Source organism: Phytobacter sp. V91 (assembly GCF_965644225.1).
In the GTDB taxonomy this organism is placed as follows: domain Bacteria; phylum Pseudomonadota; class Gammaproteobacteria; order Enterobacterales; family Enterobacteriaceae; genus CBFFRJ01.
This window is the reverse complement of record NZ_CBFFRJ010000036.1, coordinates 1-23583: the sequence shown is the minus strand read 5'-3', so window position 1 is coordinate 23583 and position 23583 is coordinate 1. Positions and strand designations below refer to the sequence as shown.

Below are 23583 nucleotides of genomic sequence, written 5' to 3'. Positions count from 1 at the left end.
GATTAAATGCTGGCACGTTCATCCAGATTATTCCTAATCAGATAGGTTAATTAACCATCAGATGGTGCGTATTCTACCTGGTTTATGACGCAGTTTTTCAACAAAGCCTCAACCAGTCGGGTCTAATTTCAAGTAGACTAACTGCTTTACTTCTATTGACATGAATTGACAGGAGAAAGGATGCCAGGAGCGTCGCGCAAAATGCCGGTATGGCTGCCAATTATCGTGCTACTGGTAGCAATGTTTTCTATCCAGGGTGGTGCTTCACTGGCAAAATCGCTGTTTCCTCTGGTAGGCGCGCCAGGCGTGACCGCGCTACGAATTGCCCTTGGCACCGTCATTCTGGTGGTGATTTTTAAACCCTGGCGATTACGCTTTACCCCCGAACAACGCCTGCCCTTGCTAATGTATGGCCTGTCGCTGGGCGCGATGAACTACATGTTTTATCTCTCTATTCAGACCGTTCCTCTGGGGATTGCGGTGGCACTGGAATTCGTTGGCCCTTTATCCGTCGCGCTTTTTGGCTCCCGTCGGCCCATTGATTTTGTCTGGGTTATTCTGGCGGTGATCGGCCTGTGGTATTTATTACCACTCGGGGACAATGTTTCCCATATTGATTTAACCGGTGCCGCCTTTGCATTAGCGGCGGGAGCATGCTGGGCGATTTATATTATTAGCGGGCAAAAAGCGGGAGAGGAACATGGCCCCGCGACAGTGGCAATGGGGTCGTTAATTGCGGCCATTGTTTTTGTTCCTTTAGGAACATTACAGGCTGGAGAGTTGTTATGGCACTGGTCAATCCTGCCTTTAGGTCTTGCTGTTGCCATATTGTCTACTGCGCTGCCGTATTCACTGGAAATGATTGCCTTAACCCGTATCCCGACACGTACCTTTGGCACCCTGATGAGTATGGAGCCTGCGCTGGCGGCGATGTCAGGGATGATTTTCCTCGGTGAGACTCTGAATTTTAAACAAATTATTGCGCTGATGTGTATTGTGGTGGCTTCAATAGGTTCAACAATGACATTACGTAAAGAGAGTAAAATCGCCAAAGTTGATATCGGATAATATTGATTATTCAGCATGGAACCCTCCTCCATGCTGAATAACAATCAATATCAATAATACGCTTAAATATTACAAAAACGTACACTTTTACATAATTCCCCCGTCACAAGAACACCTTCACTATTAAATTAATTGATAATCTTCCAGTTGCTAATAAATAATATTTCCTGTAACGATCTTTTTCCGTTATATCATTGCTATTGAACTGATAGGTATATTCAAATTATCACTCAGATATCAGCTGCTATACTTAGTCTCAGTCATTACCTGGGACACAAACATCAAGAGGATATGAGATTATGAGTACCGCTAAACTGGTTAAAACGAAAGCGTCTAATCTGCTGTATACCCGCAACGATGTATCGGACAGCGACAAAAAAGCAACGATTGAGTTGCTCAATCGCCAGGTGGTCCAGTTCATTGATCTGTCATTGATTACTAAACAGGCCCACTGGAATATGCGCGGCGCTAACTTCATCGCCGTCCACGAAATGCTTGACGGGTTCCGTACCGCGCTGGTCGATCACCTCGATACCATGGCAGAGCGCGCCATTCAGCTTGGGGGCGTGGCCCTGGGCACAACGCAGGTCATCAACAGCAAGACACCGCTGAAAAGCTACCCGCTGGACATTCACAGCGTGCAGGACCATCTGAAAGAACTGGCAGACCGTTACGCGATTGTCGCCAACGATGTGCGCAAAGCGATTGGCGAAGCCAAAGATGAGGATACTGCGGATATTTTAACCGCCGCCTCTCGTGATCTGGATAAATTCCTGTGGTTCATTGAATCTAACATCGAATAATCCATAAGCAGTCACAATGACCCCTCTACGTTCTGCGTAGAGGGGTTTGCACTTTTATGGTGCGCGTAGTTTTTCTTCCATACGGCATTAATTGCCCTTCATGTTATAATCACTTCACAAAATTGTTATAGAAAGATTGTTAAATAGTGATTTTCAGCGCTAAATTGCCGTCATTCTGTGCAATCAATCAATCCGCACCAACACAAAGCCCCATTTTGGTGCAGATCAGCAGATAAGTTACTATTATTGTGCAAGTCCAGAAACTGACCTCTTTACAAAACAACGGGTTGTAAACCTGGCACGATTTTTTCATACTGCGTACGTTCTCGCAGGGGATTGCCCCGTGGATATAAAAGGAAAAACTATGAAGTCTGTATTCAAACTTTCCCTGGCTACACTCGCTCTCGCTTTCGCTGTTTCTTCCCAGGCCGCAGAAAAATTAGTTGTCGCGACTGACACCGCATTCGTTCCTTTCGAATTCAAACAAGGCGACAAGTACGTCGGTTTCGACGTTGACCTGTGGGCTGCGGTAGCCAAAGAACTGAAACTGGATTATGACCTGAAACCGATGGATTTCAGCGGCATTATCCCGGCGCTGCAAACCAAAAACGTTGACCTGGCCTTAGCAGGTATCACCATTACTGACGAACGCAAAAAAGCGATCGACTTCTCTAATGGCTACTACAAAAGCGGTCTGCTGGTGATGGTGAAAGCCAACAACAACGACGTGAAAAGCGTCAAAGATCTTGACGGTAAAGTGGTTGCAGTGAAGAGCGGCACTGGCTCTGTTGATTACGCGAAAGCCAATATCAAAACCAAAGATCTGCGTCAGTTCCCGAACATCGACAACGCTTACATGGAACTGGGCACTAACCGTGCTGACGCCGTACTCCATGACACCCCGAACATCCTGTATTTCATCCAGACTGCGGGTAAAGGTCAGTACAAAGCTGTTGGCGAGTCTCTGGAAGCCCAGCAGTACGGTATTGCTTTCCCGAAAGGTAGCGATGAACTGCGTAATAAAGTGAACGGCGCGCTGAAAACACTGCGTGAAAACGGCACTTACAACGAAATCTATAAAAAATGGTTCGGTACCGAGCCTAAATAAGAACATTTTCTTAGCTGTTTTTTTGCCCGGCAAGGCTATGCTTACCGGGCAGATATAAGCAGATTTATCACCCGTAGGCCGGGAATCCGGCACTATGGGTGTTTGTATATCTCCACCACGGTTTACAGGAATTCATCATGCAGTTTGACTGGAGTGCCATCTGGCCCGCCATTCCGCTTCTGATTGAAGGTGCCAAAATGACGCTATGGATCTCGGTCCTTGGCTTAATTGGCGGCCTGATTATTGGTTTAGCGGCAGGTTTCGCCCGCACCTTTGGCGGTTGGATCGCCAACCACATCGCGCTCGTTTTTATCGAAGTGATTCGCGGTACCCCGATTGTTGTGCAGGTCATGTTTATTTACTTTGCCCTGCCGATGGCGTTCAACGACTTACGTATCGATCCCTTTAGCGCCGCAGTGGTCACGATTATGATCAACTCCGGCGCCTATATCGCGGAAATTACCCGCGGTGCGGTTCTCTCCATTCACAAAGGTTTCCGCGAAGCGGGTCTTGCTCTGGGGCTGTCAAAAGGCGAGACCATTCGCCACGTGATCCTGCCGCTGGCGCTGCGTCGTATGCTGCCGCCACTGGGAAATCAGTGGATCATCAGCATCAAAGACACCTCACTGTTTATCGTTATCGGCGTGGCTGAACTGACCCGACAGGGCCAGGAGATCATCGCAGGCAACTTCCGCGCCCTGGAAATCTGGAGCGCCGTCGCCGTTGTCTATCTGATCATTACGTTGGTACTGAGCTTTGTTCTGCGCCGCCTTGAAAGAAGGATGAAAATCCTGTGATTGAATTTAAAAACGTTTCCAAGCACTTCGGGCAAACCCAGGTGCTGCACAATATCGACCTGAACATTACTCAGGGTGAAGTCGTGGTAATTATCGGCCCCTCTGGCTCCGGTAAGTCCACATTGCTGCGCTGCATCAATAAGCTGGAAGAGATTACCAGCGGCGAGCTTATCGTTGATGGACTGAAGGTCAACGATCCAAAGGTAGACGAGCGACTTATCCGCCAGGAAGCCGGTATGGTGTTCCAGCAATTCTATCTGTTCCCACACCTGACAGCCCTTGAGAACGTGATGTTCGGCCCGCTGCGGGTGCGTGGAACGAAGAAAAATGAGGCTGAGAAGCTGGCGAAAGATTTGCTGGCGAAAGTCGGCCTTGCCGAACGTGCTCACCACTATCCGTCGGAGCTCTCTGGTGGACAGCAACAGCGCGTGGCGATTGCCCGTGCGCTGGCAGTGAAGCCGAAAATGATGCTGTTCGATGAGCCGACCTCGGCGCTCGACCCGGAACTGCGCCATGAAGTACTGAAAGTGATGCAGGATCTGGCCGAAGAAGGGATGACCATGGTCATCGTTACTCATGAAATTGGTTTTGCCGAGAAGGTCGCTTCCCGTCTGATCTTTATCGACAAAGGCCGCATTGCTGAAGACGGCAATCCGCAAACCCTGATTGAAAATCCGCCGAGCCAGCGTCTGCAAGAGTTCCTGCAACACGTCTCCTGATTTTCAGTATGGCGAAAAGTAGTCTGCAAGCCGGGTCCGCCCGGCTTTCTTACGCCAGAATGTTCCCAAATTCTCCCCTCCTCCGCTTGCCATCTATACTTATCATTTTGCTACTGTTTTTCATCGGAGGACGCTGTGCCGTGGATCCTGCTGCTGCTTGTTACGCTCTTTTGCGCCCCCGTACAGGCTGTCGCCATTCCGGGTGTGACTACGGGTACTGCGAGTTCAACAACACCCGCTGCCACCCCTGAACCGAACGTCGAGCAAAAGAAAGCGGCTTATGCGGCGCTGGCCGATGTACTTGAGAATGAGCAGTCCCGTCAGGAACTGATTGACCAGCTACGAAGCGCGGCCACCACGCCTCCTCAGGAACCCGCTCCGGTACTGACCCCGCCTGCCATTGTCGAACAGAAAACGGTTCTGGAGAACGTCACCGAAGTCAGCGCCAGATACGGCGAGGCCTTTTCCTCACGCTTTGCTCAGCTTTATCGCAATATCACCGGCTCGCCGCATAAGACCTTTAACCCACAAACCTTCTCCACGGCGGCGACGTACTTTTTACTGCTGGCGGCGCTGGTGTTTGCATTCTGGATGCTGGTTCGCCTGAGCGTATTCCCGCTGTACCGGAAAATGGGGAACTGGGGACGGCATAAAAATCGCGATCGCAGCAACTGGCTTCAGCTTCCCTCGATGATCATCGGCGCGTTTATTATTGATCTGCTGTTGCTTACGCTGACCCTCTTCGTCGGCCAGCTACTCAGTGCGAATCTTAACGCCTCGAATCGCACCATCGCTTTTCAGCAAAGCCTGTTTCTCAATGCCTTTGCCCTGATCGAATTTTCAAAGCTATCCTCCGGCTGGTGTTTTGCCCCCGCATCCCCGATTTGCGTCCGTTTCGTATTCAGGACGACACTGCCCGTTACTGGCACACGCGCCTGAGCGCGTTAAGCAGCCTGATTGGCTACGGGCTGCTGGTCGCAGTGCCGATTATTTCCAACCAGGTGAATGTGCAGGTTGGCGCGCTGTCGAATGTGGCCATTATGCTGTGCATCACCGTCTGGGCGCTGTACCTGATCTTCCATAATAAGAAGGTTATCCAGCAAAATCTGACGACCCTCGCCGATCGTTCGCTGGCGTTCTTTAGTCTTTTTATTCGCGCCTTCGCTCTGGTATGGCACTGGCTGGCCAGCGCGTATTTTATCGTTCTGTTCTTCTTTTCCCTGTTTGATCCCGGCAACAGCCTCAAATTTATGATGGGTGCCTCAGTAAGCAGCCTGGCTATCCTGAGCATTGCCGCTTTCCTCTCCGGTATGTTGTCACGCTGGATCAATAAAACCATTACCCTGTCGCCTGAAACCCAGCGCAACTATCCGGAGCTGCAAAAACGGCTAAACGGCTGGCTCTCCACCTCACTGAAGGTGGCGCGGATCCTGGTGGTGTGTACTACCGTGCTACTGCTGCTCAATGCCTGGGGGCTGTTTGATTTCTGGTACTGGTTAACCTACGGCGCGGGAGAAAAAGCGGTGGATATACTGATCCGCATTGCGCTTATCCTCTTCTTCTCTGCGGTCGGCTGGACGGTGCTGGCAAGCATTATAGAAAACCGGCTGGCGCTGGATATTCACGGTCGTCCGCTGCCCAGTGCGCGAACCCGCACGTTGCTTACGCTGTTCCGTAACGCGCTGGCGGTCATTATCAGTACCATCACCATCATGATTGTACTGTCGGAAATTGGCGTCAATATTGCGCCTCTGCTGGCGGGGGCCGGTGCGCTGGGGCTGGCTATCTCTTTTGGTTCACAAACCCTGGTCAAAGATATTATCACCGGTGTTTTCATTCAGTTTGAAAATGGGATGAATACCGGCGACCTGGTCACCATCGGCCCGTTAACCGGCACCGTTGAGCGGATGTCGATTCGTTCAGTGGGCGTACGCCAGGACACCGGGGCGTATCACATCATTCCCTGGTCTTCGATAACCACCTTCGCAAACTTTGTGCGGGGTATAGGCTCGGTGGTCGCCAATTACGATATCGATCGTCATGAAGATGCGGATAAAGCCAAAAAAGCGCTGGAGGATGCGGTAGCGGAACTGATGGAAATGGAAGATATTCGCGGGCTGGTCATTGGCGAGCCGACGTTCGCCGGGATAGTTGGGCTAACCAATACGGCTTTTACCATTCGGGTGACCTTCACCACGCTGCCGCTTAAGCAATGGACAGTCCGCTTTGCTCTCGACAGCATGGTGAAAAAACACTTTGATCTGGCGGATGTTCGCCCACCGGTGCAGACCTGGCAGATTTTGCCCACACCCGCGACCCCAGCCAGGGCAACATTACCGCCGCCTCCGGCTGAGCCAACGCTTTGAAACTTAGCCTTTGAAACGCGTGTTCGCCCAACGTTTACGCTGGGCTTCATCCATAAAGGTCCAGGCAATAAAGCGGCTCTGTTTCTGGCCTTGCGCCATCTCTTTTTTGACTACTTTCACCGCTCCTGCCTCGGTTAAGGCCCGGTAGAGCAACGGCAGATTATCTCCACGGGAAACCAGCGAACTGAACCACAGAACCTGGCGGGCAAACTGTTTGCTTTCATCAATCATTTTGCTGATAAACGCCACTTCGCCCCCTTCGCACCACAGCTCCTGCTGCTGACCACCAAAGTTGGCCTCGCTGTCTTTCCCCAGCCCCAGATTGCGGCGTTTACGTTCCCCGCCTTCTGCTGCCGATTCCGCGCTACTGTGGAACGGTGGGTTACACAGGGTCGCGTCAAAAAATTCATTCTTATGAATAATGCCCGGCAGAATCAGCGACGCATCTTTCTGGCGACGCAGGCGAATGGCGCGGGTCAGCCCTGGATTAGCATTAACAATCGCCAGTGCGCTGGCCAGTGCGTCATTGTTCACTTCGCTGCCGGTAAAGCGCCAGCCGTACTCATGCACGCCAATCAGCGGATAGATACAGTTCGCACCGGTTCCGACGTCCAGCACGCTGGCCTGGGTTGGCACCCTGCCTTCATTACTTTCTGCCAGCAAGTCTGCCAGATGATGCACGTAATCCGCGCGCCCCGGCACCGGCGGGCAGAGAAAACCTTCGGGAATATCCCATTCAGTAACACCGTAAAAATGCGCCAGCAGCGCTTTATTCAGCACTTTGACCGCACGCGGATCGGCAAAGTTTACCGTGGCGTCACCCGCCGGGTTGGTAGTGATAAATTCACGCAACGAGGGGGTTTTGGCGCACAGGGCGTCGAGATCGTAGCGGCTGTGGTGGCGGTTGCGTGGGTGCAACCCCGGCTTTTGGGCATTCATGGCATTCTCCTGTTGGCAGCGGCGTAAGATACCCGTTGACGGCGGCAGGGTAAATAAGTGAGGCTAAAGAAACTCACTTCCCCCATGGACTCGTCATGTATTTTTACCAACCGACCCAGGGTCATGGCCTGCCGCATGACCCTCTCAACGCGATTATCGGCCCTCGCCCCATCGGCTGGATTTCATCATTAAACGGCAACGGTCAGCAAAATCTTGCCCCTTATAGCTTTTTTAACTGCTTTAATTACCGCCCGCCGATTATTGGCTTTGCCAGCAGCGGCTGGAAAGATAGCGTGCGTAATATTTGTGAGACCAAAGAGTTTGTCTGGAATCTGACGACCCGCACGCTTGCTGAGCGGATGAATGAAACTTCGGCGTCACTGGAGCCCGGTGAGGATGAGTTCGCCTTTGGCGGCCTGACGCCGCTTGCCAGCCGCATCGTTCAGGCTCCACGGGTAGCTGAAAGCCCGGTGCACTTCGAATGTCGCCTGTCTCAGTGTATTCAACTGACCAGCGCCGGGGGTGAAGCGCTTAATAGCTGGCTGGTGCTGGGAGAAGTTGTTGCCGTTCATATTGATGAGTCTCTGCTGGAAAACGGGATTTATCAGACGGCAAAAGCGCAACCGGTGCTCCGGGCCGGCGGCCCCACCGCCTATTACACCATCAGCGAAGCGCAGCGTTTCGATTTGCGCCGCCCGGATGACCGCTAATCCCGGCCTCAACCACTGTCACCCGCCCGCACTGGTTGCGGGCTTTTTCATCTTCACAAACCACAGTAGAAAAACTTACACAAAAATACAAAATCAGGATATAACGTCAGTAATTAGCAAACATTCCAGTTTCACTGACTGTTCTTTACCTTAAAATCCAGCGTAAGCGGTTTCGTTTCAGCGCACAATTATGGCAATAAAAAGTAGCAATCTGTGCCCAGCAAAACGTACGCAACTGACCTGAGGGTCACTTCAGCGATTTCTGCCAATAAATATCAATAATTTCATTGAGTTATTTATTGTTCAATTTTTTTAAACGAGGTCGTCAATTCTCTTAGATTTTCTCACTCGCAAAAAACAGTGATACTTATCACATCGACGGAACATCGTCTCCCTGACAGAATAACCTGCGAGAAATTAACTATGAAAACCATCAAATATGCTGTAGCTGCTATTGCCCTGTCCACCCTGTCCTTTGGCGCTTTCGCTGCACAGGCCGTTAACCCGGCCCAGGCACAGAGCATGAATAAAGTGGGTGTGGTTTCTGCTGAAGGCGCAACAACGCTGGACGGTCTGGAAGCACAGCTGGCTGACAAAGCGGCAGCAGCAGGCGCAACCGGCTACAGCATTACCTCCGCTAACAGTAATAACAAACTGAGCGGCACTGCGGTTATCTATAAATAACCCACACTGATTCACCCCGTAGACTTACCCTCTGACGGATGCTCCACCCCTCATTGACACTGTTGTTGTTACCCTTTTTGGCCCGTCCAGTGATGAGACGGGCTTTTTTTTGCCTGTTATTCAGAAACTTTGTCTGACACGCGCAAGCCCTTCGTCCAGCGTTTCACACTCACCGGTTGCCACCAGACAGCACGCCATCTGGATTTTCAATGACTCAGGCACCGGCTCACTGCCGCCCAGACAGCGTTCAATCCAGCGCGCGGTAATTTCGGCATCTTTGCCGGCGGGCAGCACGCTCTCCGCCAGCTCAGGCTGACGTTCAACCAGCACCCGGGAACCACCGGCATCAATCAGGTTAATCTGCGGGCAGCGCTGCGGGTTCGCATACACTTCCCCTTCGGTGCCATGCATCAGCAGACCACGCCCCGCGATATCAGCAAAAAACTTGCCGACACGGCTAAGGTACTCAGGATGGGAAACACTGGAGAGGCACAACGCCGCCCCTTGTTCAAAAGGGGTCGCCAGCTTCGCCAGAGTATGGGCGCTGTTGCGTACCCCCATCACCCAACGTAGCGAAAGCTGTTTTTCCAGCGGCGGGCAAAGCGCACTGACGGGAATAAACACCGGCTGATGACCTTCAAGCTTTGCCTGAGCCTGGCCCGCATGATGCGTGGCCTCAATGCCGAGCAGGGTGAAAATGGTTTCGCTGACCACCCTGGTCGGATCGACGCTCACCCCGTGCACCACCACCGGAAAGCCCAGTTTATTGAGCAGAATAGCCAGCAGCGGCGTGAGGTTTGCCTGTTTACGCGCCCCGTTGTAGGTAGGAATAACAATCGGCATGGGCTTTGCCACTGGCGGCGTCAGACGCATGGTCTGCTGCTGCATAGCCTCGTAGAAGCCGAGCATCTCGGCTTCACCCTCCCCCTTGATACGCAGGGCCAGCAAAATGCCGCCCAGTTCAAGATCCGGGACATCACCCGCGAGCATACGGGAATACAAGCCCCGGGCGGTGTCAAAATCCAGATCCCGGGCATGGTTCTTTCCCCGGCCAATCTCTTTTATGATTTTGCGGTAATCCATTAACACTCCTCACTGACTGACTTTTCAGCTGCGCTTACGGCGGCTTTGCTTCGGTTTCTTCACTATAACGTCTGGCACATCGGGTTGGGAAATAGGAAACACGGGTAGCGCATTGAGCAGCCTTTTGCCGTAGCTTTTACTCAGTAAGCGATTGTCATAAATGACGACTTCGCCGTGGCAGCTGTGGCTGCGGATCAGGCGGCCGACCTGCTGAATAAGGGTAAAGGAGGCGCTGGGTAAACTTTGCACTTCAAAGGGGTAACGGTTGAGGCTTTTAAGCCATTCGCCTTCGGTGACCACCACCGGGCTGTCGATCGGCGGAAACGCGATTTTATGAATATGCACCTGGGTCAGATAGTCGCCTTTCAGATCCAGCCCTTCCGCAAAGGACTGCAAACCGACCAGTACGCTGCGCTCACCGCCATCGATGCGCTTGCGGTGCAGCTCCACAAGCTGGTAACGGGGCTGATCCCCTTGCACCAGCAGCAACAGCCGTAAATCCGTCACATAAGTCAGAAAGAGTTGCATCGCACGCTGGCTGGCAAACAGCACCAGCATTCCCGGATGCGCCTTGCTCTCCACCTGCTCACGGAAATACGCCGCCATTTCCGCCAGATGGGCGGCTTCATTATCGATAAGCGGCGCATGGCGCATTTTGGGGATCACAATTCTGCCCTGTTCGACGTGATTAAAGGGCGAATCCAGCGCCACAAAGCGATCGCCCGCTTTTTCTTTCAGGCCGCTCATCTCCTGCAGGCGCGAAAAGCTGTTGAGGGAACGTAAGGTGGCAGAGGTCACCACAATGTGCGGTACGCTACGCCATAGCAGTTTTTCCAGTTGATCGCTGACGCGGATCCCCACGCAATGGAAAAACAGCTGCATCTGCCCGTCACGAAACTCACGGGTTGCCCATTTTGATACCGGAGCGCCTGAAGCCTGGGCCATGGAGGCGAGTCGCCAGAGCTTACTCTGAGACTCAAACATCCCCAGCGCCCGGTTCATCTGCAACAGTACCCGATGCAGACGCACAATATCGTGGCTGCCGGTTTTCTCGCTAAGATCGTTGAGAAACAGCTCTGCCAGCCCGCGGAACATCTCGGTAAGCTTTGCCAGCCGCTGGCAGATCTCCATCACCTCCTGCGGAAGCTCGCCCATCGTAAAGCGATGTTCCGCCTCCTGGGCCGCAGGCAGATAGAGATTAAGAATGTTATTCAGCGAGGCGATAAGTTCGTACAGCTCTTCACTGTGGGCGTTAAACCGCTCCGGCGTTGCCAGAGGAGGCGTGGTTTTCGGCCGGAACTGCTCAAGGCAGGTCGCCACCAGCTTGCTGAACAAATCAAGTTGCAGGCGAAACCAGGGCGCGCTGATTTCAGCGCTCATCTCCAGCGCATCCCGCGCGACATCCGGCAGGTGATGGCCTTCGTCCAGCACCAGCAGGAGGTTTTTTGGATCCGGCAGCACGGATTCGCTTTCCAGGGCGGCCATCACCAGCGCATGGTTCGCCACCACCACCTCCACTTCCTGGATCTCGCGACGGGCAACAAAAAACGGGCATTCCCGGTAATAGTGGCAGTTGCGGTTGAGGCAGCTGGCTTTATCCGTGCTCAGGCGACGCCAGAGGTCATCGCTGATTGCGTGGCTGTTATGATCGCGCAGGCCATCCCAGCGGTAGCTATCAAGCTCGCCTTTAAGCTTTGTGCACAGCGCCTGCTCTTCCTGATTGTTTGCCGTCAGTTCATCTTCCAGAAATGCCAGCAGATCCTGCTGCGTGGGATCTGAGCTCGACAGCGCCGTCAGATTACGCGGACAGACATAGCGCCCCCGGCCAAACGCGGCAGTAAAGCGCAGGTCGGGGATAATTTTGCGCAGCAGCGGCAGGTCTTTGCTGAAGATCTGATCCTGGAGCGCCACGTTGGCGGTACTGACCACCAGCGTTTTTTGCTCTTCACGGGCAATGGCAATGCCGGGGATCAAATAAGAGAGAGTTTTGCCGACCCCGGTAGGCGCTTCAATCGCCAGATGCCGCCCTTCATCCCCGGCAAGGGTTTTCGCCACATCGGCAATCATCTGCCGTTGCGGTGCGCGGGGAATAAAATCCGGGATCTGTTGTTGCAACGCCTTATACCAGGCGGCAATTTGCGCTCTGAGCGCAGCGGTGAGGGCCATCGGCAAACCTGAAATACTGTATAAACAGCCACCATTGTGGCATTTTTCACGTTTCAGGGGTAATGCTTTTTCCCATTATGGAAAGCGGCGCGTAAAAATGGAGCCCGCAGGCTCCCGGTCATTTTACTTCAGCTGCGGCCAGTACTCTTTATTGGCCTCAATCAACGCATCCAGCACCCGGCGGGCCTTTTTCGCATCAATAATGGTGCGGTTGAGCGTCAGCGCCTGTAACGCTTTGGTGTAAGAGCCTTCAAACCAGGCTTCCACCGTCAGGCGTTCATAGGCAAACTGCTGCTCGATCATCCCTTTGTAGAAGGTGGGAATTTTACCGACGCCATAAGGACGTGGGCCGTTGCTGCCGACTTCCGCCGTTAGCTCCACCATCACATCGTCATCGAGGTTTTCCACCAGCCCATTGTTCGGCACCATGACGATAAATTTCATTTTCAGATTGAAGGCGATGGCTTCCGCCAGCTCGACAATCATGTCGCCATGGGCATCGTTGTGCACCACGTGTACATTGCGCGTTGTGCCTTCAGCAACCGCCGTACGACATTCATCAAACACCCGCTTTTCGCGACCATTGATGACTTCGTTGGCGCGGGTAAAGTTCGGATCCAGTTTGGAAAACTTATACTCCGGATAGAGATAATATTGCAGATAGGTGTTGGGCAAATAGTCCGGGAAGTCGCGCAGCATATCCGCGACCGCCGCGTATGTATCAAGCCAGGACTGGTCGCGCTGCTCGGCATCCGCCGGTATAAAGCCATTTTTCGCAATGTACGCTTTCAGCTCAGGCGCTAAATCATGGCCATTTTCATCATACAGATGGGTAAACCAGCCGAAGTGGTTAAGACCGAAATAAACCGGGTCGAAGGTTGCCGGATCGCGTTTTAATAACCGGCCATACGAGCGCAGCAAATTCACCGGTTGATCGCAGATATTGAGGATACGGTCATCGTCCGGGAAACGTTTATTCAGCGCATCGGCCACGATGGCCGCCGGGTTGGTGTAGTTGAGGATCCACGCGCGCGGTGAACGTGCTCGTACTTTTTCCACCAACGCAATCATGTCGCGAATAGATCGCATACCGTAGGCAAAGCCACCTGCGCCGCAGGTTTCCTGACCAATGACCCCAAGACTAAGCGGAATTTTTTCATCTTTCTCGCGCATCGCATAGCCGCCGGTACGCATCTGGCAGAAGATGAAGTCCATATCGCTGAATGCGATGTCTTCATCGCCGGTGTAGACAAATTCCAGCCCGGGATATTCTTCGCGGAAGAGCACTTTGGCATATTCACCAATCACCGCCTGGCGTTCTTCATTCACATCAAACATCACCAGTTTGTTTAATGGCAGACGCTCTTTGAGTTTGCAGAGTGCTTTTAATAATCCCGGTGTCCATGTGGAACCGCCACCGACTAATACAATATTAAATTTTTTCATATCATCTGTTCTCTTATTGCGGCTGTTGAACAAGTAAATGTTGTTTTACGGCACTGGCAATACTTTCAACCTGTGGGCCGTAAATAACCTGAATATCGTTCTCAGTGGCGCGAACAAAGCCGCTGGCACCACTTTGTTTGAGCTTGTTCTCATCCACTTTATGCATATCGCTGATTTTTACCCGCAGACGGGTAAAGCAGCAGTCCACGTTCTGGATATTCTCGCGACCGCCGAGTCCGGCAATAATTTGCGCCGTGGCAGCATCGCCTTCCATTATTTGTCCACCCGCATGGCTGACCTGTTTGTCGTCTTCCCGGCCGGGGGTTCTGGCATTGGTGCGCAGAATGATCCATTTAAACGCGAAGTAATAAACCGGCGCCCAGATACAGCCGAGCAACAAATTAAACCACCACTGGGTTTTCGCCCCGCCCAGCACACCGAAGACAATAAAGTCGATCAGTCCACCCTGAATATTACCGATCATCACCTGCAATAATTGCGCGCAGGCAAAAGAGAGACCGGTCATAACGGCATGAAATAAGAACAGTAACGGGGAGACAAAGATAAAGCTGAACTCCAGCGGTTCGGTTATTCCGGTGGTGAACGACGCCAGCGCGCCCGCCATCATTAGCGCCTTAACCCGCTGTTTATGCTCAGGCTTTGCGCAGCGGTAAATCGCAAGCGCAGCGGCAGGCAGACCAAACATCATCACCGGGATTTTCCCCTGCGCCAGAAAACGGGTTGCCTCGCGCACCACGTCATCCGCCAGCGCGCCGGGATGCGCCAGGGCATAATTGAAGATCGACAGCGCGCCAATCACGCTTTCGTTATCCACATGCACCATCCCGCCAACGGGAGTGAAACGCACGGTTTCATTAAGAATATGGTGCAGCCCGGTCGGAATTAAAATCCGCTCGGTAAAGGCATAAATAAAGGTGCCAAAAGGACCGGATTCACCAATAAATTGACCGAGGGAGATGATCGCGCTGGCAATAACCGGCCAGACTAATGACATTAATACGCCGACAATCGGCAGAACAATCACGGTAATAATAGGAACAAAGCGGCGACCACCAAAATAGGCGATGGCCGCCGGGAGTTTAATCGTATAAAAACGGTTATGCAGCGCCACAGTAACCAGACCGGAAATAACCCCGCCGAGGACACTCATCTGATAAGAAAATATGCCTAAGGTGCTGGCAAACTCTGCTGAATACATCACCGCATCGGTCTGGCTGTAGCCTTTTTCAATCAGCGCGGCGACAGAAGTGGTTTGTGGGGTTAATCCTTGTGCCAGCAGGCTGTAATTGACCCCAACGTGAAAAGTGATAAAGCCAATCACTGCCGCAAGCGCCGCGGTGGGCTTTTCATCACGCGCAAGACCAATGGCGGCGGCAATAGCAAACAGCAGCGGCAGATTAGCAAACAGCGCCCCGGCGACTTTGCGGATAAAACCAATAATCTGCTGCATCACTTCGGCATGAATCACGCTTTCGCCGACGATTGCCGGATTCTGTAATGCCGCCGCGAGACCGAGGAATATCCCCGCTGCCGCGATAACAGAGATCGGCATCATCAACGCCTTGCCTAAATCCTGTAGAAACTCACCCGTCCGACTCATTGTTATTTTCCTTTTAGGGTACTGGCTGAACATAGGACAGAGTATAGCCAGAATGAATGTATAGTTGTCTAGCCCACTAAATTTAAAACGCGGCGAAGATCACAAAGTTAGCCTTTGGATCGCTTAAGGACGTGCTGCTGTCAGGGTGAAACGATAGTGCTGCTGGTTGTAGTAAATCTCGGAGATCTCAAACGGAATATCTTCGCGCAGGAAAGCGATCGATGTGGCATGCAGGACCGGCTCATCGCGGTTGATCCCCAGCATATCACGGACATTCTGTGACGGAAGTTCGGCGCGGATCTCTTTTTCAGATCGTTCAACGGTAAAACCTTTGCGGCTGACATAGGCATATTTGGAGCGGTTAAGATCGTCTTCGCTGAGATCCGCAAAGGGCTGCGCGATCATCCATGACTGTTCATACACAAACGGAATATCGCCCACCAGACGCAGACGCTGCATAAACCACACTTCGCCGTCCGGCGGCAGGCGCAATCTTTCGGCAACCTCTGGCGAAGCAGTCTGTCGAAACAGACAAATCAGGCGATTAACCACCGGTTCATCCAGCCCCAGCGTCGCTTCGCTGGAGGAGAGGTGTCGGTCAAGAGGCAGAGAGATACGGACCTGTTTGCCCGACTGAACAACAAAGGTTCCCTGCCCGCGACGGCGCTCCACTTTTCCCTGACGTACCAGATAATCCACCGCCTTACGCGCCGTCATCCGGGAAATGGCAAACTGCTGGCAGAGCTCATTTTCTGAAGGGATAACGTCGCCAGGCTTTAACGAACCGGCGGCAATCTGCCCGGTAAGGTACTGTTCAAGCTGTAAATAGACTGGCACGGTGGAATATTTGTCGATCATTAGCGCAACTCCCTCTCTCATCCCGGTATGGTAGCGACAGTGATGCAAAGTGACAACGTTTACCCTTCTGGCGGCGTTTTTCAGGCAACCGACGGGTTTTCGCAGCCCGGATCACAATTTGGCATTCGAATTTAGTTAACGCCTTTTGTTGCATTGAATATTTTTTTTCGCGGTGCTAGGTTTTAACTGCATTACGCTTGTTACCGACTATCGGGCAAAACCTAAATGCAGACTGAGGGGCATAATTCGCCTGTATCTGTATTTATGTCTTGCCCGTTTTTGTTTTCAGGAGTTGGCGATGCTGGTCAAACAAATATTAAATAATAATGTTGTCAGCGCAGTTGATGAAAATGGCCTGGAGGTCATTTTAACCGGGCGTGGGCTGGGGTTTAATACCCACAGCGGCGCCAGTATCGACCAAAATGCCATCGATAAAATATTCCGCCTGCAGGACTCGCAGGTTTCTGCCCGTTTTAAAGATCTGGTCAGTGAAGTACCGGTTGATATTTTGCAAATCACCGCCGATATCATCAGCCATGCCCGCAGCGTACTCCCCCACAAACTCAGTGAAGGCCTGTACGTTACCCTCGCCGACCATCTGCATTTTGCCCTGCAACGGCAACAAAACAATGAACTTTTACCTAATCCACTTGAGTGGGAAGTTCGCCATTTTTACACCAAAGAGTATGCCATTGGTCGCCAGGCGCTGGGGATGGTTGTTGCCCGTACCGGTAAATTATTACCTGATGGTGAAGCCTGTAGCATTGCCCTGCATATTGTCAATGCCGGGCTTAATGACACCATGGGAAAAACCACGCAAATCACCCGGCTTATTTATCAGTTACAGAACATTGTTAAGTATTTCTTTAATATACCACTCGATGAACACAGTCTTAATTATCAGCGATTTATTACCCATTTAAAATTTTTCGCCCAGCGGGTGATTGATGGGGTGGTGTTAAATAACGACGATGACGAATTCTTCGCCCTTGTACAAAGGCGTTACCAGGCCACATTAAAATGCGTCGAAGCGATGAACGAATTTGTCAGCAAGAATTATCACCACACCATGAGCAACTCGGAAAAGCTCTACCTGACGGTGCACATCGAGAATATTGTGCAGCGAACAGCCCCCGACGCGGGGAAGGTTTAACGCGTTAATATACAGACACTCTGTATTAAGAAGTGCAGCAATTCCATCCAGGCTTGTTACTGTTAGATCAGGCAAACCCCAGAGGAAACAAGGCTCCGGTTAACACCGGTCATTGTGGATGAAGCCGGCTTTTGGCTTCAGTCTGGAGGAAATCTTATGCATTATCAGGATACTGCGCGCCAGATAATCACCCTTATCGGCGGCAAAAATAACATACTCTCACTGTTTCACTGTATTACCCGTCTGCGCTTTCAGCTCAAGGATAACGACAAAGCGGATCGTGCTGCACTTGAGGCTCTGGAGGGCGTTTTTGGCGTCAATATCTCCGGCGACCAGTTCCAGTTGATTATCGGCAACGATGTCGATCCCCTCTGCAATGCCCTTCTCAGCCAGCTTCCGGGTATCGATAGCGCTTTCCGGCCGACTCAAAGACGCAACCCGATCTCGGTCATACTTGAAGGACTGTCAAACATCTTCTCCCCCATCATCCCTGCCATTGCCGGAGCTGGTATTCTCAAAGGCCTGCTGGCGCTGATGGTGGCAATGAAGTGGGTGGAAACGTCTCACCAGAGCTACCAGATCCTGCTGGCGATAAGCGATGGTGTGTTCTACTTCCTTCCCTTCGCCCTGGCCTTTAGTGCGGCGAAAAAGTTCGGCGCCAATCCCTATGTGGCGGTGGCGCTGACCGCTGTGCTGTTCCACCCGGCCATTCAGACGTTATTCAAGGCAGGCGGGCCGGTCAGTTTTATCGGCTTACCGGTTCCGACCGTGAACTACGCGTCGACGGTGATCCCTGTCCTGCTGGCGGTGTGGTTGTTAGGCCACGTTGAGCGCATCGTTGACCGCTTTATGCCCGGCCCGCTGAAGACCATGTTTGTGCCGTTGCTGTGCCTGCTGATTGTCACGCCCATCACTCTTATCGCCATCGGTCCGGTGGGGATTTATGCCGGTAACGCGCTCTCGGGCGGCATTATCTGGATGGTGGAGAATATGGGGATCGTGGCCGGGGTGGTGGTAGGCGGAACGCTGTCGCTGATCATCATTACCGGCATGCACTATGTGATTGTGCCTATCATGATCAACAACATCAGCACCATGGGCTTCGACCCTATCAAGTTCCTCTTTTACATCGCTAACCTTGGGCAAGCCGGCGCCGCTTTTGGGGTCTTCCTGCGCGCCCGTGATAAAAAACTGAAAACCCTGGCCCTGAGCACCAGTTTCAGTGCGGCAATGGGGATCACGGAACCGGCAATGTACGGGGTGAATATTCGTTATAAACGCCCGTTCGCGGCAGCGCTTATCGGCGGGGCCTGCGGCGGCGCGTTCGCCATGACCATGGGGGTAAAAACCTACGCCTTCGCCCTGAGCGGCCTGCCGGGTATTCCGGCGCTGGTCGGCCCCACCTTCCTGTGGGCGGTGGTGAGCATCGCCATCTCCTTTGTCTGTGCCGCGGCTCTCACGGTCATTCTAGGCTTTGAAGAGTCGACCCAACCGGTAGTGGCAGGCGTCAGCCCGGTGCCCATCGGTAAGTCAGCCGAAAAACTGTTTGCCCCGGTAAGCGGTGAACTAAAAGCGCTGAATACCCTGAGCGACCCGGTATTTGCCGACGAGATTTTTGGCAAAGGGCTGGCGATTTACCCGACCACTGGCGAACTTCGTTCACCGGTCAACGGCAAGGTGGAATCGGTGTTTGAGACCCACCACGCGCTGGCGCTGCAAAGCGATACCGGGGCGGAGCTCCTGATCCACATCGGAATTGATACCGTAAAACTGGGCGGCAAACACTTCACCAGCCATATCGCCGCCGGGCAGTTTGTTGAGGTGGGCGACCTGCTGGTTACCTTCGACCTCGCCGCACTGAAGGCTGAAAACATTGATCCGAGCGTCATCCTGGTGGTGACCAATAGCGAATGTTACGGCGATATCAGCCCGGTAAAAGAGACTGGCGACGTCGCCAGCCGCGACGAATTTCTGACACTGACCGCAACCGCGGCATGAGGAGTAAGCGCATGACTTTTTCGACATCATTTCCGGATGGATTTTTATGGGGTGGCGCAACGGCAGCAAATCAGCTTGAAGGGGCGTGGAACGTCGACGGCAAAGGGCTGTCCGTTTCTGATGTCTATACTTTTGACATCAACACCCCGAAAGAGCGCTGGCTCGACCAGTGGCTGGGAATGACCCACGCCCAGGTGCGTGAAGCACAGGATCCAAACAGCACCAAATATTACCCTAAACGCAAAGGGAACGACTTCTATCACCATTTCAAAGAGGACATAGCGCTGTTCGCCGGGATGGGCTTTAAATGTTTTCGCATGTCGATTGCCTGGACACGCATCTTCCCGCGCGGTGACGAAAGCGAACCTAACGAAGCCGGGCTCAGATTCTATGACGAGGTGTTTGATGCGTTGCTTGCGCACGGCATCGAGCCGATAGTTTCACTCTCCCACTACGAGATGCCGCTGGCGCTGGTGACCGATTACGACGGCTGGCCAAACCGCAAAGTGGTGGATTTTTACGTGCGCTTCGCCACCACCTGCTTTACCCGCTATCGCAAAAAAGTGAAGTACTGGATGACCTTCAACGAAATAAACTGCGTGAAGCACCATCCCTACGTCAGCGTCGGAGTGATTGAAGAGGACAATCCGCATCTGGAGCAGGACAAATACCAGGGCGCACACCACCAGTTTGTGGCCAGCGCCCTGGCGACCAAAGCCTGCCATGCGATCATTCCCGGCTCAAAAGTCGGCTGCATGATCAGCTACCAGATGCTTTACCCCCACACCTGTCACCCGGACGATTTGCAGGCCTGCGAGGAGATGCAGCGCGTGTCCCTGTTCTTCAGCGATGTGCAGGCCCACGGCTACTACCCGGCTTACACCGACCGTATGCTGGCGGAAAAAGGCGTCCAGTTGCAAAAAGTGGTGGGGGACGATGAGATCCTGCGCCAGCATCCGGTGGATTTCGTCTCCTTCAGTTATTACATGTCCAGCACCGTCAGCGCCCACCCGGAAAAACTGCAAGGGGCGGAAGGCAACCTGATCACCGGCGGCATTCGCAACCCGCACCTGCCCACCAGCCAGTGGGGCTGGCAGATTGATCCTAAAGGGCTGCGCCTGGCCCTTAACCAGCTTTATGACCGCTACCAGAAGCCGCTGTTTATTGCTGAAAACGGCCTCGGCGCGGTGGACACCGTTAACCCGGATGGCTCCATCGATGACGACTACCGCATTGAGTACCTGCGCCTTCATATCGAACAGATGCAGGAAGCGCTGGCCGACGGGGTGGATCTGTTCGGTTACACCTGGTGGGGGCCGATTGACGTGGTGAGCGCAGGCACGGCGCAAATATCCAAACGCTACGGATTTATCTATGTCGATCAGGACGATATGGGCAACGGCACCCAGAAACGTTCGCTGAAAAAAAGCTACCACTGGTGCAAAAAAGTGATTGCCTCTAACGGTAACGATTTAACGGATTAAGGAGTAAACATGTCTGTTTTCCCGAAAGATTTCTTATGGGGCGGCGCCATTGCCGCCAACCAGGCGGAAGGTGCATGGAACCTGGATGGCAAAGGGCCGTCTATCTCCGACGTGGTGCGCGGCGGTATTGCGTCTGGCAAACACGATGCGGCGATCGACCCGAACAAATATTACGCCAGCCATGAAGCGGTCGATTTCTATCACCACTACAAAGAAGACGTGGCGCTGTTTGCCGAAATGGGCTTCACCTGTTTTCGCACCTCTATCGCCTGGACGCGTATCTTCCCGCGCGGGGATGAAACCACGCCCAACGAAGCGGGCTTAAAATTCTACGACGACCTGTTTGATGAGCTGCTGAAACACGGCATCGAGCCGGTGATTACCCTCTCCCACTACGAGACGCCGCTGGCGTTGTATCAGGAGTATGGCGGCTGGAAGAACCGCAGGCTGGTGGAGTTCTTTACCCGTTACTGCGAGGTGGTGTTTACCCGCTACCGCGAGAAGGTCAAATACTGGATGACCTTTAACGAACTGAACAATATGAACCGCATGCCCTTTGCCACCGGCGCGGTCGCCCCCGATTCAACGCCTCAGGAGCTGTACCAGGCCAATCACCACCAGTTTGTCGCCAACGCGCTGGCGAACAAGCTGTGCCATGAGATTATCCCGGCGGCGAAAATCGGCTGCATGTTGTCGCTGAGCACCGTCTATCCGGCGACCTGTAACCCGGAAGATATCTTCTCGACCATGCAGTTGCGCCGCCGCTCGCTGTTCTACTCCGACGTGATGATGCTGGGAGCATACCCGGCCTGGACGCCGCGCCTGTTCCGCGAACAAAACATTGAACTGGCGATAGAGGATGGCGACCTGGAGCTGATAGCCCGCTATCCGTCCGATTACCTTGGCTTTAGCTACTACCGCAGCGTACTGCATCAGGCTGGCGGAGAATTCCGCGTCGACACCGGCGGCACCGTCGGGCAGGACAATCCATACCTGGAGAAAACCGCCTGGGGCTGGCCGATTGACGCCAAAGGTTTTCGCATCGTCTGTAACGAGCTGGCGGATCGCTATCGCAAGCCGCTGTTTATTGTCGAAAACGGCTACGGCGGCGTCGATGAACCGGATGAAAACGGGGTGATAAACGACACGGCCCGTATCGACTATGGCCGCCAGCATATCCGTGAGATGGCTGAGGCGGTGGCCGATGGCTGCGACATCATGGGCTACACCTGGTGGGGGCCGATTGATATCGTCAGCGCCGGAACCGGCGAAATGAAAAAACGCTACGGCTTTATCTATGTCGATAAAGACAACGACGGTAACGGTACCCTTAAACGCAGTAAGAAACGCAGCTTTGACTGGTATAAACAGGTTATCGCCAGCAACGGCGAAACGCTGTAAGGTAATGACGGAGCGGGACATTTCCCGCTCCGTGACTTTTACCGAGACATCAAAGGCTGCATGCATGAACACATGGAATCTGGTCGACCCCGAATTACGCCCCGCGCTAAGCAACAGCTCCCCTCTCACACTGACCCAGGACGCGCTGGTGACCCTGCGCCAGCAGCGGCAGCAGGCGGCCCTGGAAAATGTGCAGGCCTTCCGGGATATCGGGTTAACAGTAGAAGAACAGGTTGTCTCTTGCGCGGAGCACCCGCCTGTCAGAGTCTGTGTCATCTCCCCCGCGGCCCCCGCCGCACCACGGATGGGGATTTTGCATATCCACGGCGGCGGCCACCTTTTCGGTAGCCCTGAGCAATCGCTCTCCCTGACCAGCGTCACGGCGCTGCAACACGACTGCGTCATTGTCTCCGTCGATTATCGTCTGGCTCCCGAAACGGTCTTTCCAGGGTCGCTGGAAGATTGCTATGCCGCACTGGTGTGGATGCAGGAGCAGGCGGCAACACTCGGAATTCATCCGGAACATATTGGCCTGATGGGTGACAGCACAGGGGCAGGACTGGCGGCGTCGCTGGCGCTACTGGCCAGAGATCGCGCAGGCCCGCAACTTGCCTTCCAGAATCTGATGTTCCCGATGCTTGACGACAGGACGGTCACCGAGACCGATCCCAACCCGGTGACCGGAGAATTTATGTGGACGCGTGAATACAACCACTTCGGCTGGCACGCATTGCTGGGGCGTGAACCCGGCGCAGAAGATATTTCACCCTATGCCGCCCCCGCAAGAGCAACGGATCTGCACGGCCTGCCGCCCACCTGGCTGGGTGTAGGTACGCTGAATCTGTTTGTGGATGAGAATATGCGCTTTGCCCGGCAGTTAATGCGCGCAGGCGTGGCGGTTGAGATGGCTATCTGGCCAGGGGAATACCACGGATTCAGCTCCGATCCCGAGGCCCGAGTGGCGAAGCAGGCGCGTGAGCAGCGACAGGCGTGGATTGCCCGGTTCAGACCGAATCAGGGTTAGCATTTTCCCCTCACCTTCAGAGAGAGGAACAGACCGCTCAACGCTGACCCGCACAGCAAAAAGCCCTGCACGATGGCATAATGCCGATCAGTTAAGGATCGGTTGACCGATCCTTAATCTGCGGCACTATAACGGCTTCCACAACAGGGAGCCGT

Annotated in this window: 18 protein-coding genes and 1 pseudogene; 13 read left to right on the top strand and 6 right to left on the bottom strand. The window is 53.3% G+C overall.

All coding sequences use genetic code 11. The features are described 5' to 3' along the window. Positions 1–180: 180 nt before the first annotated feature. The 6 genes and pseudogenes from rhtA to ybiO all read left to right on the top strand — a co-directional run bounded on the left by rhtA (position 181) and on the right by ybiO (position 6861). Positions 181–1068: a threonine/homoserine exporter RhtA gene (gene rhtA, locus ACSZO4_RS09590; protein WP_437888697.1), complete on the top strand. Its 888-nt coding sequence runs from the start codon at positions 181–183 to the stop codon at positions 1066–1068. Between the two features lie 299 nt (positions 1069–1367). Further along, positions 1368–1871 carry a DNA starvation/stationary phase protection protein Dps gene (dps, locus tag ACSZO4_RS09585; protein ID WP_437888696.1) on the top strand — a complete coding sequence of 168 codons (504 nt, stop codon included), beginning with the start codon at positions 1368–1370 and terminating at the stop codon, positions 1869–1871. A 364-nt stretch (positions 1872–2235) separates the two neighbouring features. After that, positions 2236–2979 (top strand): glutamine ABC transporter substrate-binding protein GlnH, encoded by a 744-nt coding sequence (gene glnH, locus ACSZO4_RS09580; RefSeq protein ID WP_437888695.1) that lies wholly within the window; start codon positions 2236–2238, stop codon positions 2977–2979. Between the two features lie 137 nt (positions 2980–3116). Continuing rightward, positions 3117–3776: a glutamine ABC transporter permease GlnP gene (glnP, locus tag ACSZO4_RS09575; protein WP_437888694.1), complete on the top strand. Its 660-nt coding sequence runs from the start codon at positions 3117–3119 to the stop codon at positions 3774–3776. Continuing rightward, positions 3773–4495 (top strand): glutamine ABC transporter ATP-binding protein GlnQ, encoded by a 723-nt coding sequence (gene glnQ, locus ACSZO4_RS09570; protein WP_437888693.1) that lies wholly within the window; start codon positions 3773–3775, stop codon positions 4493–4495. Before glnP ends, glnQ begins: the two co-directional genes overlap by 4 nt. 135 nt (positions 4496–4630) lie before the next feature. Beyond that, positions 4631–6861: pseudogene (gene ybiO, locus ACSZO4_RS09565) on the top strand (mechanosensitive channel protein). A gap of 3 nt (positions 6862–6864) precedes the next feature. Here ybiO and rlmF read toward each other — a convergent pair. Continuing rightward, the gene (gene rlmF / locus ACSZO4_RS09560; protein WP_437888692.1) at positions 6865–7800 is read right to left on the bottom strand and encodes a 23S rRNA (adenine(1618)-N(6))-methyltransferase RlmF; all 936 of its coding nucleotides are present in this window, start codon (positions 7798–7800) and stop codon (positions 6865–6867) included. A 95-nt stretch (positions 7801–7895) separates the two neighbouring features. Here rlmF and ACSZO4_RS09555 point away from each other — a divergent pair, with 95 nt between their 5' ends. Together ACSZO4_RS09555 and ybiJ are read left to right on the top strand one after the other, a co-directional pair. Further along, a complete protein-coding gene (locus ACSZO4_RS09555) occupies positions 7896–8510 on the top strand; it encodes a flavin reductase family protein (protein ID WP_437888691.1) in 615 nt (204 codons plus the stop codon). Positions 8511–8933: 423 nt separating this feature from the next. Then, positions 8934–9194 carry a DUF1471 family protein YbiJ gene (gene ybiJ, locus ACSZO4_RS09550; protein WP_437888690.1) on the top strand — a complete coding sequence of 87 codons (261 nt, stop codon included), beginning with the start codon at positions 8934–8936 and terminating at the stop codon, positions 9192–9194. 120 nt (positions 9195–9314) lie between these two features. On the opposite strand, the gene ybiB is transcribed toward ybiJ, so the two are convergent. The 5 genes from ybiB to ACSZO4_RS09525 all read right to left on the bottom strand — a co-directional run bounded on the left by ybiB (position 9315) and on the right by ACSZO4_RS09525 (position 16368). Next, positions 9315–10277: a DNA-binding protein YbiB gene (gene ybiB, locus ACSZO4_RS09545; protein ID WP_437888689.1), complete on the bottom strand. Its 963-nt coding sequence runs from the start codon at positions 10275–10277 to the stop codon at positions 9315–9317. A gap of 24 nt (positions 10278–10301) precedes the next feature. Continuing rightward, positions 10302–12443 (bottom strand): ATP-dependent DNA helicase DinG, encoded by a 2142-nt coding sequence (gene dinG, locus ACSZO4_RS09540; RefSeq protein ID WP_437888688.1) that lies wholly within the window; start codon positions 12441–12443, stop codon positions 10302–10304. Positions 12444–12566: 123 nt separating this feature from the next. Further along, positions 12567–13889: a 6-phospho-alpha-glucosidase gene (locus tag ACSZO4_RS09535; protein ID WP_437888687.1), complete on the bottom strand. Its 1323-nt coding sequence runs from the start codon at positions 13887–13889 to the stop codon at positions 12567–12569. Positions 13890–13902: 13 nt separating this feature from the next. Next, positions 13903–15510: a PTS transporter subunit EIIC gene (locus ACSZO4_RS09530; protein WP_437888686.1), complete on the bottom strand. Its 1608-nt coding sequence runs from the start codon at positions 15508–15510 to the stop codon at positions 13903–13905. Between the two features lie 123 nt (positions 15511–15633). Beyond that, complete coding sequence (locus ACSZO4_RS09525; RefSeq protein ID WP_437888685.1) at positions 15634–16368, bottom strand: GntR family transcriptional regulator; 735 nt, start codon at positions 16366–16368, stop codon at positions 15634–15636. Positions 16369–16666: 298 nt separating this feature from the next. On the opposite strand from ACSZO4_RS09525, the gene licT reads away from it, so the two are divergent. The 5 genes from licT to ACSZO4_RS09500 all read left to right on the top strand — a co-directional run bounded on the left by licT (position 16667) and on the right by ACSZO4_RS09500 (position 23428). Then, positions 16667–17521, top strand: coding sequence for a BglG family transcription antiterminator LicT (licT, locus tag ACSZO4_RS09520; RefSeq protein ID WP_437888684.1), 855 nt, complete (start codon positions 16667–16669; stop codon positions 17519–17521). Between the two features lie 156 nt (positions 17522–17677). Further along, entirely contained in the window at positions 17678–19519 is a 1842-nt protein-coding gene (locus ACSZO4_RS09515; protein WP_437888683.1) for a beta-glucoside-specific PTS transporter subunit IIABC, read from the top strand. Between the two features lie 11 nt (positions 19520–19530). Further along, positions 19531–21003 (top strand): glycoside hydrolase family 1 protein, encoded by a 1473-nt coding sequence (locus ACSZO4_RS09510; protein WP_437888682.1) that lies wholly within the window; start codon positions 19531–19533, stop codon positions 21001–21003. 9 nt (positions 21004–21012) lie between these two features. Further along, positions 21013–22404 (top strand): glycoside hydrolase family 1 protein, encoded by a 1392-nt coding sequence (locus tag ACSZO4_RS09505; protein ID WP_437888681.1) that lies wholly within the window; start codon positions 21013–21015, stop codon positions 22402–22404. A gap of 64 nt (positions 22405–22468) precedes the next feature. After that, complete coding sequence (locus ACSZO4_RS09500; protein ID WP_437888680.1) at positions 22469–23428, top strand: alpha/beta hydrolase; 960 nt, start codon at positions 22469–22471, stop codon at positions 23426–23428. Positions 23429–23583 lie beyond the last annotated feature (155 nt).

Coding starts and splice junctions, on each gene's coding strand:
- rhtA (WP_437888697.1), top strand. CDS start 181: ATGCCAGGAGCGTCGCGCAAAATGCCGGTATGGCTGCCAATTATCGTG.
- dps (WP_437888696.1), top strand. CDS start 1,368: ATGAGTACCGCTAAACTGGTTAAAACGAAAGCGTCTAATCTGCTGTAT.
- glnH (WP_437888695.1), top strand. CDS start 2,236: ATGAAGTCTGTATTCAAACTTTCCCTGGCTACACTCGCTCTCGCTTTC.
- glnP (WP_437888694.1), top strand. CDS start 3,117: ATGCAGTTTGACTGGAGTGCCATCTGGCCCGCCATTCCGCTTCTGATT.
- rlmF (WP_437888692.1), bottom strand. CDS start 7,800: ATGAATGCCCAAAAGCCGGGGTTGCACCCACGCAACCGCCACCACAGC.
- ACSZO4_RS09555 (WP_437888691.1), top strand. CDS start 7,896: ATGTATTTTTACCAACCGACCCAGGGTCATGGCCTGCCGCATGACCCT.
- ybiJ (WP_437888690.1), top strand. CDS start 8,934: ATGAAAACCATCAAATATGCTGTAGCTGCTATTGCCCTGTCCACCCTG.
- ybiB (WP_437888689.1), bottom strand. CDS start 10,277: ATGGATTACCGCAAAATCATAAAAGAGATTGGCCGGGGAAAGAACCAT.
- dinG (WP_437888688.1), bottom strand. CDS start 12,443: ATGGCCCTCACCGCTGCGCTCAGAGCGCAAATTGCCGCCTGGTATAAG.
- ACSZO4_RS09535 (WP_437888687.1), bottom strand. CDS start 13,889: ATGAAAAAATTTAATATTGTATTAGTCGGTGGCGGTTCCACATGGACA.
- ACSZO4_RS09530 (WP_437888686.1), bottom strand. CDS start 15,510: ATGAGTCGGACGGGTGAGTTTCTACAGGATTTAGGCAAGGCGTTGATG.
- ACSZO4_RS09525 (WP_437888685.1), bottom strand. CDS start 16,368: ATGATCGACAAATATTCCACCGTGCCAGTCTATTTACAGCTTGAACAG.
- licT (WP_437888684.1), top strand. CDS start 16,667: ATGCTGGTCAAACAAATATTAAATAATAATGTTGTCAGCGCAGTTGAT.
- ACSZO4_RS09515 (WP_437888683.1), top strand. CDS start 17,678: ATGCATTATCAGGATACTGCGCGCCAGATAATCACCCTTATCGGCGGC.
- ACSZO4_RS09510 (WP_437888682.1), top strand. CDS start 19,531: ATGACTTTTTCGACATCATTTCCGGATGGATTTTTATGGGGTGGCGCA.
- ACSZO4_RS09505 (WP_437888681.1), top strand. CDS start 21,013: ATGTCTGTTTTCCCGAAAGATTTCTTATGGGGCGGCGCCATTGCCGCC.
- ACSZO4_RS09500 (WP_437888680.1), top strand. CDS start 22,469: ATGAACACATGGAATCTGGTCGACCCCGAATTACGCCCCGCGCTAAGC.